The organism is Mucilaginibacter defluvii, from assembly GCF_039543225.1.
Lineage (GTDB): Bacteria > Bacteroidota > Bacteroidia > Sphingobacteriales > Sphingobacteriaceae > Mucilaginibacter > Mucilaginibacter defluvii.
The window spans coordinates 423,273-438,059 of record NZ_BAABJI010000004.1; the positions used below are offsets into that span (position 1 = coordinate 423,273).

At 45.7% G+C, this 14,787-nt stretch carries 12 protein-coding genes; 6 read left to right on the top strand and 6 right to left on the bottom strand.

Features of this window, described 5'->3' with window-relative positions; genetic code table 11:
- Nucleotides 1–4: 4 nt before the first annotated feature.
- A complete protein-coding gene (locus ABD960_RS18815) occupies nt 5–1,717 on the bottom strand; it encodes an ArnT family glycosyltransferase (RefSeq protein WP_345333663.1) in 1,713 nt (570 codons plus the stop codon).
- A 113-nt stretch (nt 1,718–1,830) separates the two neighbouring features.
- Here ABD960_RS18815 and ABD960_RS18820 point away from each other — a divergent pair, with 113 nt between their 5' ends.
- From ABD960_RS18820 to odhB, 5 genes are all read left to right on the top strand, one after another.
- Nucleotides 1,831–2,301 (top strand): DinB family protein, encoded by a 471-nt coding sequence (locus ABD960_RS18820; protein ID WP_345333665.1) that lies wholly within the window; start codon nt 1,831–1,833, stop codon nt 2,299–2,301.
- Nucleotides 2,302–2,397: 96 nt separating this feature from the next.
- The gene (locus ABD960_RS18825) at nt 2,398–3,702 is read left to right on the top strand and encodes a DASH family cryptochrome (RefSeq protein WP_345333667.1); all 1,305 of its coding nucleotides are present in this window, start codon (nt 2,398–2,400) and stop codon (nt 3,700–3,702) included.
- A gap of 73 nt (nt 3,703–3,775) precedes the next feature.
- Nucleotides 3,776–5,308, top strand: coding sequence for a cryptochrome/photolyase family protein (locus ABD960_RS18830; RefSeq protein WP_345333669.1), 1,533 nt, complete (start codon nt 3,776–3,778; stop codon nt 5,306–5,308).
- A gap of 137 nt (nt 5,309–5,445) precedes the next feature.
- On the top strand, nt 5,446–8,250 hold the full coding sequence (locus ABD960_RS18835; RefSeq protein WP_345333671.1) for a 2-oxoglutarate dehydrogenase E1 component: 2,805 nt from the start codon (nt 5,446–5,448) through the stop codon (nt 8,248–8,250).
- 148 nt (nt 8,251–8,398) lie between these two features.
- A complete protein-coding gene (odhB, locus tag ABD960_RS18840) occupies nt 8,399–9,985 on the top strand; it encodes a 2-oxoglutarate dehydrogenase complex dihydrolipoyllysine-residue succinyltransferase (protein WP_345333673.1) in 1,587 nt (528 codons plus the stop codon).
- 82 nt (nt 9,986–10,067) lie between these two features.
- Here odhB and ABD960_RS18845 read toward each other — a convergent pair whose 3' ends face one another.
- The 5 genes from ABD960_RS18845 to ABD960_RS18865 form a co-directional block, all read right to left on the bottom strand.
- Nucleotides 10,068–11,012 carry an FKBP-type peptidyl-prolyl cis-trans isomerase gene (locus ABD960_RS18845; RefSeq protein WP_345333674.1) on the bottom strand — a complete coding sequence of 315 codons (945 nt, stop codon included), beginning with the start codon at nt 11,010–11,012 and terminating at the stop codon, nt 10,068–10,070.
- Nucleotides 11,013–11,017: 5 nt separating this feature from the next.
- Complete coding sequence (locus ABD960_RS18850; RefSeq protein WP_345333676.1) at nt 11,018–11,521, bottom strand: FKBP-type peptidyl-prolyl cis-trans isomerase; 504 nt, start codon at nt 11,519–11,521, stop codon at nt 11,018–11,020.
- A gap of 102 nt (nt 11,522–11,623) precedes the next feature.
- Entirely contained in the window at nt 11,624–12,076 is a 453-nt protein-coding gene (locus tag ABD960_RS18855; RefSeq protein WP_345333678.1) for a MarR family winged helix-turn-helix transcriptional regulator, read from the bottom strand.
- Nucleotides 12,077–12,094: 18 nt separating this feature from the next.
- Nucleotides 12,095–12,691, bottom strand: coding sequence for an RdgB/HAM1 family non-canonical purine NTP pyrophosphatase (rdgB, locus tag ABD960_RS18860; RefSeq protein ID WP_345333680.1), 597 nt, complete (start codon nt 12,689–12,691; stop codon nt 12,095–12,097).
- 6 nt (nt 12,692–12,697) lie between these two features.
- Nucleotides 12,698–13,246: a hypothetical protein gene (locus ABD960_RS18865; RefSeq protein WP_345333682.1), complete on the bottom strand. Its 549-nt coding sequence runs from the start codon at nt 13,244–13,246 to the stop codon at nt 12,698–12,700.
- A gap of 149 nt (nt 13,247–13,395) precedes the next feature.
- Here ABD960_RS18865 and ABD960_RS18870 point away from each other — a divergent pair, with 149 nt between their 5' ends.
- Nucleotides 13,396–14,787, top strand: a complete 1,392-nt coding sequence (locus tag ABD960_RS18870) for a peptidylprolyl isomerase (protein ID WP_345333684.1) — start codon at nt 13,396–13,398, stop codon at nt 14,785–14,787.

Sequence of the window (14,787 nt, forward strand, 5' to 3'; positions counted from 1 at the left end):
TGTACTATTCCACCACGAAAGTTATAAAGCCACTGTTACGGTTTCCGTTGAAAGGTGTTGTGTGTAAGGAGAAAAGCATATCGTACCGCCCTTTTTTTGACGGTGCTTTTACCGTAAAGGCAAAGTGCGCGTTGCGCCCCGGCTTAATTTGCAACTTATTAAAGCTATTGTCAGCCACCTGAACATCCACTTCCTGCTTACCATCAAAAAAACAGGCTTCTAAAATTACCTTTTGTTTGATGCCGGTATTGCTGAAACTGATAGGGTATTGGTACGGATTAGTAATTGTTAAGTTAAACGTATGTGCCTGCCCCGGTTTCAGCGTCAGCTTTTTTTCGTTCGTGGTAATGGTTACACGCTGATAGGTACGCAGGCTGTCAATCCATCCTGTATACCACTTGCCTGTGGCGGTGCTAATGGTATCGGTAGTGGCATTATCGGGTTCGCGGGCTACATAAAACACACGTTTGTTTTGCACGCTGTCTTCCAGCGGCCATATTTCAAACTGCGTAAGGCGGTAGTAACGCGAATCGTACGAGAAGCATTTAAGCGTATTATTATAATAGCAATACTTGGCGGGTAACTGAAAGCCATCATTCATTACCACCCAGCTATCGCCTGCCTTTTGCTTGATGGTATGCGCCCAATCCTTGTACCCAAAGAATTTTTTGATAGCCTGCACCTGCTTTACCGGAGCGGGTTGTGCTATTACCAGCAGGCGAATTACCGCGATGATTATAATATTAGCTACCGCCAGTTGTTGCAGCCATTTGGGTGGGGTGGTGACGGATAACTGCGCACTTAGCCAGGTCAGCAGGGCGGCAAAGGCGATGATAGTCCATTGCGGTTGTACCTCGCCGCGCAGTGAAGTAAATAGAAAAAAGAGGATAGTCCCTATAAAATTCACCTTTAATACACGTGTGAAGTTATCCGAAGCGCGCAGGGCGAATCCTCTATAAAACAACAGCCACCCGGTTAATACACCCGCCATTAACACCTGTGACAGCATATAAAAAAAAGTGTAATCAAACCGGTAGGTTTTCTCAGAACGATCGGCCAGGTGGTAGGCTACCGAGGGGTAGTTATGGTTGATCTGCCATAAAATGTGTGGTGTATACAAAGCCAGCGCCATCAAAGCTATCAGCCAGAAAGTGCCGCGCTTTAGTATTTTAATATCGGCCAGTATGGTAAAGCCAACCAATAATATCCCATGATATTTACTGTACAATAGTCCTGCTAAAATAATACCCAGTAACACCGCTTGCGGCCAGGTGTCTTTTTGCAGATAGCGCTGGTAAACGTAAAAAAATAAGGCGGTAAAAAACAGCAGCGGCCCGTCGGGCGTGGTGATAAAGCCGTAGATGTGCAGGGTAAACATACCGCCGGCTACCAGTATAAACCACCTGGCTGATGCGCCGCAGCGTTCGGCCGTTTTCCATAACAAAAACAGCGAAGCCGTGCTCGAAAATATATTGATAAAACGCAGGCCGAGCTCATTGTGCATCAGCAAATCGCCGGCACGGATAAACAGCGCCACAATTGGCGGATGGTCGAAGTAGCCCCAGTCTAAAAACCTGGAATAAAGCCAATAATAGGCCTCATCGCTGTGCAGCTCAAGCGTACAGGCTTGTATAATGTTAAACAGCGTCCACACGGCCAGGAACGAGCCGATATACCTGTCGCTGTTTTTAGCGTATGTGTTTTTTATAGATAACATTAAGTTTTGTAAAGGTAAACTTAATACGGTTAAGTTTATTTTATGACAGGATAAAGAGATTCCTGTTAAGGATAAATAATAATTTAGGCCTTTTAACCACCAACAATTTAACTATGATAAAAGCGATAGAAATATTGCAAAAACCCCGTTTGCAGCTGCTGCAATTAATTGATTCGCTCGACATTCACTTGCTGAACGAAGTACCGGCCGGTTTTAACAACAATATTGCCTGGAACCTGGGCCACATTGTTGCCGCTCAACAAGGCGTTTGTTACCTGCGCGCCGGGCTGCCAATGCGCATCAGTGAGGATTTGTATGAGCTTTATAAACCCGGCAGCCGCCCCGAAAAATTCATCAGCGAAGCTGAAATAAAAGAGATCCGCGGCTTGTTTACCGCTACATTAACGCAATTAGAGCAGGACTACACTGAGGGCTTATTCGGCAATTATACCCCATGGATAACCCGCTACGGCGTGGAGATAAAAAGTATTGATGATGCCATCAGTTTTTTGCCGTTTCATGATGGCCTGCATCATGGCTACATTTTAGCGCAGCGCCGTGCATTGCTGGGCAGGCAGCTTTAATGTTGATGGGGTGTCAAATATTACCCATGCAATAAAAAACATAGGTAAATATTTTGCATTTTTGTGATACTGAGGTAGGTTGTTGTTCTGATAACTATGAGTGAACGGATTATACTGGTTTGGTTTAGAAATGATTTGCGTGTGCATGATAACGAGATTTTGTTAGAAGCTACTCGCAAAGCCGATAAAGTATTGCCCGTTTACTGTTTCGATCCCGTTTATTTTACGCCTGATGAGCACGGCCGTTTAAAAACCGGAAGCTTCCGTGCCCGGTTTCTGCTGCAATCGGTAGCTAACCTGCGCGATAACCTGCGTAAGCTTGGGGGCGAATTATTGATGCGCTGCGGCAACCCGGCTGAGATCATCCCGCAATTAGCTGCCGAATACCAGGTAAACGAGGTTTACCATCACCGCGAAGTAGCCTTTTTGGAAACCGGTATATCTGAAGAAGTGGAAGCCGCCCTATGGAAACAGAAACTTAACCTGAAACACTTTATCGGGCACACCTTATACCACAAAGAGGATTTGCCGTTCCCGATAAAAGATATTCCCGACAGTTTTTCGGTATTTAAAAAAAAGGTTGAGCGCGACAGCAGCGTAAGACCGGAAACCGATACGCCTGAAAAGATCATTACCCCTGAAATTACGGATGCCGGTGAACTGCCCATGCTTACCGATCTGGGACTGGATGAACCGGTTGATGACCCGCGTGCAACGATAACTTTTGCCGGGGGCGAGTGTGCGGGTATCGCCGCGCTCGACGAATATTTTACTACAAACACACCTGTTAAAGCTAAAGCCGCGCGTAACCCGCAGGCGGCCGCCGATAATACATCAAAACTATCGCCTTGGCTCGCCCTTGGCTGCCTGTCGCCGCGCAGGGTATATTTTGAAGTGGCCCGCCACGAAGGGCAAAGCAATAGTAATCCGCTGATATTAGAGCTGCTTTGGCGCGATTACTTCCGCTTTATGTTTAAAAAGCACGGAAAGAAATTTTTTGATGCAGCTGGATTTAAGGCTGGTGCGCCCGAAACCACAGCGGAGCAGGATGCTTTATTTGCGCAATGGGCAAACGGCAATACTGGCGTGCCTTATGTTGACGCCGCCATGCATCAGCTCAACGCCACAGGTTACATTAACAATTACGCCCGCCAAATAGTTGCCGGGTACCTGGTACGCGACCTGAAGGTTGACTGGACCCGCGGCGCGCTTTATTTTGAAGAAAAACTGATCGATTATTCGCCGGCCAGCAACTGGGGTAACTGGGCATTTGTAGCCGGTGTAGGCAATGATCCGCGCGAGAACAAGAACTTTATTACCCGCCAGGTATCGCAGCTCGAAACCAAAAGCCCGTTTATTGACACCTGGCTGTCTGCGCAGGAAGCTGAACCAGCCGTTTAATGTTTCCGCTATTTTAAACCAATCTGCATAACGCTTTTTTAAAACCCTGCTTTGAATGCGCTGTTGAAGTTGCATGGGCAAAACGCTGCGTTTAATTCTTGGCGATCAACTTAATAGCACTCACAGCTGGTTTAAAAAGGTTGACGAAGATGTGGTTTACGTGATGATGGAAGTAATGCAGGAGCAGGAGTATGTAATGCACCATGTGCAAAAAATACTGGCCTTTTTTGCTGCCATGCGCAACTTTGCCCATCAGCTTACCAAAAAGGGGCACGAGGTAATTTACCTCAATCTTGATGATAAACATAACACGCAAACCATTGAGGGAAACATCAAACGTATAATTACGGAAGAAAAGATAGAACGCTTTGAATACCTGCTGCCCGACGAGTATAGGTTGGATGAACAGTTAAAGCAAATATGCAATAAGCTGAAAATAGAGACATCATCAACCGATACCGAGCATTTTTTTACTACCCGACACGAGGTTAAAGAGTTTTTTGGCGACAAGAATTTTTTAATGGAGAATTTTTACCGCAGCATGCGTGTAAAACACCAGGTACTGATGCAAGGCAGCAAACCACTCGGCAACAAGTGGAACTTTGACCACGAGAACCGGAAAAAATACGATGGTAAATTGCCTTTGGTGCCGGCCATCGAGTTTAACCACGATGTATCGGCGCTTAAGGAAATGATCGATGCCAAAAAGGTAAAATACTTTGGCGAGGTTGATGAAAAGCATTTCCCATGGCCGTTGAGCAGAAAGGAAGCGATTAAGCTGATCGATTATTTTTGTGAGCACCTGTTGCCGCACTTCGGTACATATGAGGATGCCATGCTGCAGCAGCATATCAGCTTATTCCACTCGCGCATCTCCTTCGCGCAAAATTCAAAAATGATCGCGCCTCATGAGATCATAGGTAAGGTTTTGGCCCATTACGATAAAAACAAGCACGAAATAACCCTGGCGCAGGTTGAAGGTTATACCCGCCAGATATTGGGCTGGCGCGAATTTATGCGCGGCGTATACTGGGCTAAAATGCCGGAATTTGCCACGCTCAATTTTTTTGATCACCGCGGCGAGCTGCCCGAATGGTTTTGGACGGGTAAAACAAAAATGAACTGCCTGAGCAAATGCATCGGCCAATCGCTGAACAACGCCTGGGCGCACCACATACAGCGGTTAATGGTTATTGGCAACTTCGCGCTGCTTGCCGGACTAAACCCCGACGAGGTTGACGCCTGGTACCTGGGTATTTATATTGATGCGATTGAATGGGTGGAGATCACCAATACGCGTGGCATGAGCCAGTTTGCTGACGGGGGTATTATCGCGTCAAAACCCTATGTGTCATCAGCAGCCTACATTAATAAAATGAGCGATTACTGCGGCAGTTGTTACTATGATTACAAAAAGAAAACCGGCGATAAAGCGTGCCCTTATAACAGCTTGTACTGGGACTTTTTTTACCGTAATGCCGATAAGCTTGAGGGTAATCATCGTATAGGGATGATGTACAACATCCTCAAAAAAATGAACAGGGACGAAATAAACGAAATAAATAAGCAGGCCGGTATATACCTCGATGCAATAAATGAGTTATAGTTATAAACATTACTATGTTGGTAACTGTTAAATCATTTTTTAGAATACGGTTCTGTTAAGCGTATCATTTACAAATAAAATTGAAAGTTTGTAATACGTTATGTTTACTTTTGCACTGATTTTACATACAATTCACCATGAGTGACCTTGACTATATAAACAGCGGGAACGCTTCATACATCGATTCTTTATACGAAAGTTATAAACAAGACCCGGAATCAGTCGATTTCGGATGGCAAAAATTCTTCGAAGGCTTTGATTTTGGTAAGGATGCCCCGGCTCAACAGGCTGTTGCTGCAGATACGCCAGAGCATTTTCTGAAAGAAATTAACGTATTGAACATGATCAACGGGTATCGTACACGCGGTCACCTGTTCTCAAAAACCAATCCGGTGCGCGAGCGTCGTAAGTATTTTCCGGGTAAAGAGCTTGAAACATTTGGTTTAAGCAATGCTGATCTGGACACGGTTTTCAACGCCGGTGTTGAAGTTGGCTTAGGTGCAGCCAAGCTGCGCGATATTCATCAGTTGCTGGAAGATACCTATTGCGGCCCTATCGGTGCTGAGTATCGTTACATCCGTAATCCCATAAAAATAAACTGGTTTGAGCAGCGCATGGAAAAACAGCGCAACAAACCGGATTTTTCTGTTGACGATAAAAAGCACATTCTTAACAAACTTACCGAGGCGGTAATATTTGAAAACTTTTTGGGTACGAAATTCCTGGGCCAGAAACGTTTTTCACTTGAGGGTGCCGAAGCTTTGATACCGGCCCTCGATTCGGTAATTCAAAAAGGCGCGCAAATAGGTATTGAGGAATTTATCATCGGTATGGCGCACCGTGGCCGTTTAAATGTACTGGCCAACATAATGGAGAAAACCTATAAAGAAATTTTCTCTGAATTTGAAGGTAAGAACTATGATTCGGAATCACCATTTGGCGGCGACGTTAAATATCACCTCGGCTTTTCAACCGATATTGAGGCGGCTAATGGCAAAAAAGTTCATTTGAGCCTGTGCCCTAACCCATCGCACCTTGAAGCGGTTGACCCGGTTGTTGAAGGTTTGACCCGCTCAAAAATCGACTACAAATACAAAGGCGATTTCACCAAGATAGCGCCGATATTGATACATGGCGATGCCTCAATTGCCGGTCAGGGTATTGTGTATGAGGTATTGCAGATGGAGAAACTGGAAGGTTACCGCACCGGTGGTACCATTCACCTGGTTATCAACAACCAGATAGGCTTTACCACTAACTTTAAGGATGCCCGTTCAAGCACCTATTGTACCGATGTGGCCAAAACCGTGCTTTCGCCGGTGTTCCACGTAAATGGTGATGATGTTGAGGCTTTGACTTACGTAATCAATATGGCAATGGAATACCGCCAGGTTTTCCACGACGATGTGTTTATAGATATACTATGTTACCGCCGTTATGGCCATAACGAGAGTGATGAGCCTAAATTTACCCAGCCGGTGTTGTATAAGGCCATAGAGAAGCATCCAAACCCGCGCGAGGTGTATCTGAAAAAACTGATCGCCGAAGGCAGCGTTACTGAGCAATTTGCCAAGGATGACGAAAAGCAATTCCGTGCCCAATTGCAAAAGGAACTGGATGAGGTTAAGGCGCAGGACCGCTTTACTGACCAGTTGCCGATGTTTGCCGGTGCGTGGCAAGGATTACATTTGCCAACCGAAAAGGAGCTGATGCTGCCGGTTGACACATCAGTGCCTGAAGAAGATTTGCTGGAGATCGGTCGTGCGATTACTGAATTGCCTAAAGACAAGGAATTCTTTAAGAAGATAGAAAAGCTTTTTGAAGACCGTAATAAAATGGTTAACGAAACCCGCGTGTTCGATTGGGCAATGGGCGAGTTGCTGGCTTACGGATCGTTATTAAAAGAAGGTCACCCGGTAAGGCTGAGCGGAGAGGACGTTAAACGCGGTACTTTTTCGCACAGGCATGCGGTACTTACCCTTGCCGAGAGCGAGAACGAGTATACCCCACTGGAAACAGTAGCCGGTAATACGCCGTTTTATATCTACAACTCCCTGCTTTCTGAGTACGGTGTATTGGGTTTTGAATACGGTTATGCCCTGGCTAACCCTAAGGCCCTTACTATTTGGGAAGCCCAGTTTGGCGATTTCTTTAACGGCGCACAGATCATTGTTGACCAGTATATCGCCAGTGCCGAAACTAAATGGCAACGCGGTAATGGTTTGGTGATGTTGCTGCCGCACGGTTACGAAGGTCAGGGCCCTGAGCACTCTTCAGCGCGTATAGAGCGCTTCTTGGAACTTTGCGCAGATAATAACATACAGGTAGCCAACTGTACTACCCCGGCCAACTTCTTCCATATACTGCGCCGCCAAATGAAACGCAGCTTCCGTAAGCCGCTGGTTATATTTACACCAAAGAGCCTGCTGCGTAGCCCTAAATGCGTATCGCCTATTGAGGAGTTCACCAAAGGCCGTTTCCACGAGTTGTATGATGACGAATGGGCTGATCCTAAAAAGGTAAAACGCGTACTGCTTTGTACCGGTAAAATATATTACGAACTGCTTGAAAAACAGCAAACCGATAACCGTAAGGATGTAGCTATTGTTAGGGTTGAACAATTATACCCTACCCCGGTTCACCACATCCTGAAGATCAAACAAAAATACGCTAAAGCGAAGGAGTTTATCTGGGTACAGGAAGAACCTGAAAACATGGGCGGCTGGCCTTACATCTGCCGTAAATTCCACAACGACAGTGTATTCAACCTCCATGTTATCTCGCGTAACGAAGGCAGCAGTACCGCAACAGGTTATGCCAAGCAACACGCGGCGCAGCAGCTATACATCATTAACAAGGCATTTGAAACGCCGGGCGAAAAAGATGTAAAGAAAACCATCGACAAAACAACTAAGAAGATGGCGGAGACCGGGGCGGATTGATATTTATAGGCGATAGTCCATGGACCATGGTCAATAGTAAAACTATTTTATGTACCATGGACTATTAACTTATACACTGAGAAAAGCATAAATCACCATGGGTATAAACCATGGACTATTGAGAAATAAAACAACTATAACTACTATCATGAGTTTAGAAATAAAAGTTCCGCCGGTAGGCGAATCAATTACCGAAGTAACCCTGTCGAGCTGGATAAAAAAAGACGGCGACCAGGTAGCCATGGATGAAGTGATCGCCGAGTTAGAATCAGATAAAGCTACATTTGAGCTAACCGCCGAAAAAGCAGGAACTTTAAAAACTATTGCCGCCGAAGGCGATACGTTAGCCATCGGCGCTGTGGTGGCCAGTATTGAGGATGGCGAAGGCGCAAGCGCTGCTTCCCCGGCTCCGGCTGATACTGATAAAGCCGACGAATCGGCGCCGTCTGCACCTGCGCAACAAGCGGAGGCACCTGCACCGGCTGCTGAACCTGCACAAGGTGGCAGCACACTCGAAATAAAAGTTCCGCCGGTGGGCGAATCCATTACTGAGGTAACGCTTTCGCGCTGGTTGAAAAAGGATGGCGAAGCCGTTGAGATGGACGAAGCCATTGCCGAACTGGAATCAGACAAAGCTACATTTGAATTAACTGCCGAAAAAGCCGGTACACTAAAAACCCTGGCTGCCGAAGGTGATACTTTACCGATAGGCACCGTTGTTGCCAGCATATCTGGCGGTGGTGCTTCGGCTCCTGCTCCTGCTCAAAAGGCAGAAGCTGCGCCATCTGCACCGGCGGCACCTGCTTCTGAGGCTTCAACACAAAAAACTTATGCTTCGGGCACTCCATCGCCTGCCGCAGGTAAAATACTGGCCGAAAAAGGCGTTGATCCGCAATTAGTAAGCGGAAGCGGCGTAGGTGGCCGTATTACTAAAGAGGATGCCCTGAACGCGCAAAAAGCTGCGCCTGCTCCGTCTAAAACCGAAAGTAAACCTGCTGCTTCAGCGCCTGCCGCTGCTCCTGCTGTAACCGGCGAACGTGGCGAGCGTCGCGAAAAGATGTCGTCGCTGCGCAAAACAGTTGCAAAACGTTTGGTTGCCGTTAAAAATGAAACCGCGATGCTTACCACCTTTAACGAGGTTGATATGTCGCCGATCATGGAGATCCGCAGTAAATACAAAGATAAATTTAAAGAAAAACACGGCGTTGGCTTAGGCTTTATGTCGTTCTTCACCAAGGCGGTTACCGAGGCGCTGAAAGACTGGCCTTCGGTTGGCGCACGCATTGAGGGTGAAGAAATTGTTTACAGCAATTACGCTGATGTTTCTATCGCAGTATCTGCTCCTAAAGGCCTGGTTGTTCCGGTTATCCGTAACGCTGATAAACTGAGCCTGGCTGAAATTGAGAAAGAAGTTATCCGCTTAGCAGGTAAAGCCCGCGAAAACAAGCTGGGTATTGATGAAATGAGCGGTGGTACTTTTACTATCACCAACGGTGGTGTATTTGGTTCGATGATGTCGACCCCGATCATCAATTCGCCACAATCAGCCATCCTGGGTATGCACAATATTGTGGAGCGCCCTGTGGCTGTGAACGGCCAGGTGGTTATCCGCCCGATGATGTACTTAGCCCTGTCATACGATCACCGTATCATTGACGGGCGTGAGTCGGTAAGCTTCCTGGTGAGGGTTAAGCAATTGCTCGAAGATCCGGCAAGACTGCTATTGGGGGTATAATAATACCTATTAGCCGAACCATAATAAAAAAGCTCGACACTAAAGTGTCGAGCTTTTTTATTATGGTAATCAATATAATATATTAATCTACACCGCCACCGTCGCTGCCATTACTTGTTACGCTGGTTATGGTAAAATCCCATCTAAGGCAGCTAAAGGCAGGGATGGTAGTGCTGCTCGCATAGCCGTATAGCAAATGAGATGGCGATATAATAGACAAACTTTGTCCGTTATGGGCCTTTAACAAACCCTCCTGAATTGCGGGTTCACGGTTCTCCACTACAAAAGTAGTGCTGGTTGTAGATTCATCCAGTTTGGTGTTTTTCATGTTATATAAAGCGTAAGTAACACCAACGGTTGAAGTTTTATTTATAACCTTGCCGGTATCTGAGCCTGAAAGTTTATAGTAAAGCCCCGAAGCTGTTTTAGTATATCCGTTAAGCCCTATACCGTTAGCATTCGCATATTTTTGGATGCTTAGGTCGTCATAGGCTTTTTGGTCGGCTACTATACGTACCCAGTAATCCAGGCATTGGTTACCGGCAATGCGGTTTCCAGAGCTGCTACTGCCTGATCCGTAACCATTAATGCCATATGCCATGCGCGATGGAATGAGCAAACGCGCACTTGCGCCTTTGTATTTAAGCACGTTGTAAATAGCATTCTGAAGTCCTTTTGGTAAATTAGATACCTGGAACTGGCCTAAAAAGCCATAATAGTGATTAATAATGGTATCAGATGCTATATACCGCCCGTCAAAACTGCGAATGGTATAAACCATTGCAACGCGGTCAGCATATTGAATGCGCGGGCTATCAACCAACCCTTTATCTATGATCTGGTAATACAATCCAGAGGTGTCGCCATCGCTTGTATCGCGTACCACGGCGCTTAGGCCATTCGCGCTTATGTAGTTTTGGATCTGCTGATCGTCATACTCCTTGATGTTGGGATAAACCTTATCCTTATTGCATGACGCGAAGATGGCGGTTGATAAAAGTAAGAATGTAAAAAGTTTTAATTTCATTTATGTTAGTTCGTTACGTCGTACAGCGTTATATCAAAATCCATCAGTGAGTTGGCCGGTATGCCATATTTAGGCTGTTCATACGGCCCGTAAGCATACCTTGATGGTGTAAGGATGCGTACCCTGCCACCTTTTTGCACCTGTGGTATACCCAGTTGCCACGACCTGATGATGCCGCTGCCCAGTGTGTATGACGGATGGAAGGTGCCTGTAGAATCAACCGTCTGGCCTGTAAGTAACAGCTTTGCCGTGTACCCTACGGTAACCCGGGTTGAGTTGGTAAATACGGCATTACCGCTGCCGGGGTTAAGTACTATATAATACACGCCCGATGTATCAATACGTTTGGCTACATCCTGCAGGTTATTATCGGTAATGTACTTTTGCATCAGTTCATCGTCTATGCGTGCCTGCTCGCGGTACCTCTCGGCCCCTACTAATGATTTTTTACAGCCTGTGGCAATCACCACAGCCGCAAAGCAGCATATAACCAACAGTATCCTGTTCATTTTGATATCTCAACCAGCAAAGTTATCGTTTTATAATTCAAAAACAGCAGCTTAACACTTTTTAACGTTTAACGCTATTGCCGTGGCTTTATTTTAGCCGTGTTAATGTTTATCAGGGTCGTAGTTTGAGGTGAGTGTATTTATTTTTTTTAGCAGATTGCTGAGGTACTCGCGTTCTTTTTCGTTAATGCGGCTATTCAGGTAATTGTTAAACTGTTTAACCACCTGCCTCGCCAGTTGCCGTTTTTCTTTGCCTTCGGCGGTAAGGTATATTTTAACCGAACGTTTGTCTCCCGAATTAGTTTCCCGGTATATCAGTCCGGTTGTTTCCAGGTGATTAAGCATGCGCGACAGGCTGGTTGATTTTAGGCCAAGCAACTGCGCCGCCTGCGATACGGTTGTGCCTTCTGTTTCATCAATATTTATAAGCAGGTAACCTATTTTTTGGGTGATGCCATGCTCAATAACAATTTGGTTATAGCGATTGGCCATATTTTGCCAAACAATTTTAAGCAGGTAATCAATAGTTTCCTGATGCTTTAACGGGTTACGCATAATCAAACATACATAAATTTATTGCCCGCCGGTTTTATCAATAGTCTCTAAAAACTTCACCAATCCATCAAGTGCCCGGGCGCGGTGGCTTATGGCATTCTTTTCTTCCGTGCTCATTTGGGCGAAGGTGATGGTATGGCCGAGCGGCTCAAATATCGGGTCGTAACCAAACCCGCCGTTGCCCGCGCGCTCCTGCCTTATGGTTCCCTCAACTGTACCCTCAAAAAAATGCTCCTGCCCTTCCCATATTAACGATATTACAGTACGAAAGCGTGCCGACCGATTATGTACACCTTCCAAATTTTTGAGCACCTTATCCATATTGGCATCATGGTCTCCATGTACGCCCGAGTACCGCGCCGAGTAAACACCCGGTTCGCTGTTCAGGGCATCTATTTCCAGTCCGCTATCATCAGCAAAGCAATTTATGCCATAACGGTCGTAAATAAAGCGGCTTTTTATTAAAGCGTTTTCGGCAAAGGTAACGCCTGTTTCGTCTATATCGCCGGTAAAGCCTATATCTGCCAGGGTAAGTAATTCAATTTTATTACCGGTCATCTGCGCTACTTCTTCCAGCTTGTGGCGGTTATTGGTAGCCAATACAAGTTTGTGCATGTTTGTTTAAAAGTTTTTAGCCTGTTCCCAAAAGGCCTTTTTGTTCTCGTTGCTGGTCATCATCTCGCCAAAAGCAAAAGTAATCAGCACCGGCAGGTTGTTAAATTGCTGCGGCTGGTTAAATGTTAATTCGCTTAATTCAGCCATTGCAGCCTGATTACCCAGCACCAGTAATTTTGATGGGTTAAGTTGCTCGCGTAGTGCAGACAAAGTCATTCCATCACTACCGGCAGTATTAACGATGGCGATATCATCAATCGTATAATCCTTACGTTTTAGGGTAGCCTCGAGAGCGGCCTGATGATCGGGGGCAATAAAGGAGAAATCAGTATAGTGCGTTAAAACAAGCAGGCTTTTTTTATTTTGGCCGAGATATGGAATTGGCGATGCCTTTACGGTTTGGGCTAACGTTTCAGCTTCAGGTTCGTATTGCGCCTTCGTATTTTCTGGCTCAATAGTCAGCGGTTCACCGTTGAACAAATGTTTCTCGCTGTTCAGCAAAAAGATGTCCTCGTTATACAAATACCGGTATGCTGCTGTATCTTCTACTCTCACTTTAACAAATTTTAACAAAAGTAATTAAACGCTTTAACGCTTTATGGGCATATTAGCACAATAATAAGTTGCATATTTATTTTAACGCGGTAATTAACAATTTTTTACCGAAATTCGTGTTTTTTTAAAGGATAGCTATCCGATACAGAATGAGTAAATTAAGATACATCAAAAACATTGCGAAGGTGGCCTTAGGGTTAATGCTGATGGCAGGTACCGCGTTCGCGCAAAAACAAACGCTTGATAAGGTTGCCGCCGTGGTTGGTAACAGCCCGATACTTTTATCAGATATTGAGCTGCAATATGCACGCATTATGGCCGAGGGCGGTACACCCAACCCGGATATTAAGTGCCAGATAATGCAAACCCTGATAAGCCAAAAGCTGCTTGGCCAGCAGGCTATTATTGATAGCGTACAGGTAAAAGACGAAGAGCTTGATAATGAAGTTGACCGCAGGATACGATACTCTATCCAACGGGCGGGCGGCCAGGAAAGACTGGAGGGCTTTTTAGGCCGTTCAGTAATACAGTATAAAGACGAAATTCGTGATGATTTGCGTGAGCAGATGATCGCCCAGCGTATGCGCGAAAAGATCATTGAAAAGCTGAACGTTACCCCGCAGGAGGTAAAAGAGTATTTTGAAAAGATACCAAAGGACAGCCTGCCAACAATAAACAAAGAAGTTGAGGTTGGCGAGATCGTTTTTCAGCCAAAGCTAACCAAAGAGGAGAAAGCTGTTTATAAGCAAAAGGCCGAAGACTTGCGCGCCCGTGTAAAAAAAGGTGAAGATTTTGCCTCCCTTGCGCGCTTATATTCTCAGGACGGTTCGGCTGCCGAAGGTGGCGACCTGGGTTTTGCTGACCGTAACAGCTATGTTAAGGAATTTGCCGCTTACGCATTTAAATTGAAGGCAGGCGAAATATCGCCGGTATTTGAAACCGACTTCGGTTTTCACTTTTTACAGGTGATTGAACGCCGTGGCGAGCAGGTACACGTACGCCATATATTGATTATACCCGCTACTACCGAACCAAGCCTTGCCCGCGCAAGCCACATGGCCGATAGTATTTATACCATGATGAAAAAGAATAAGGCTATCGATTTCTCGAGCGCCGCGGCTTACTATTCAGACAATAAGGACACCAAGTACAACGGCGGCATGATGCTGAACCTTGAGGATGTACAATCGCGCAGTACAATGATACCAACCGATAAGCTTGACCCGCAGGTTGCCCTGGTTATTGATACCATGAAAGTAGGCGAGTTTTCAAAACCTCAGTTGTTAACGGAGAAGGATGGCAAGAAGAACTATAAAATACTCTACCTGAAATCAGTAACAGATGCGCATAAGGCCAGTATTGAAAAGGACTTTCCGAAACTGAAAGAACAGGCTTACAATGCCAAAATGAACCGTATGATAAGCGAGTGGTTTGAGCGCAAGCGTAAAGAAACATACATTCGTATTGACGATGAAAATGCGGCTTGTCCGCAGCTTAAGGGCTGGTCAACGGCAACAACTACTACTGCGCAAGCCAACTAA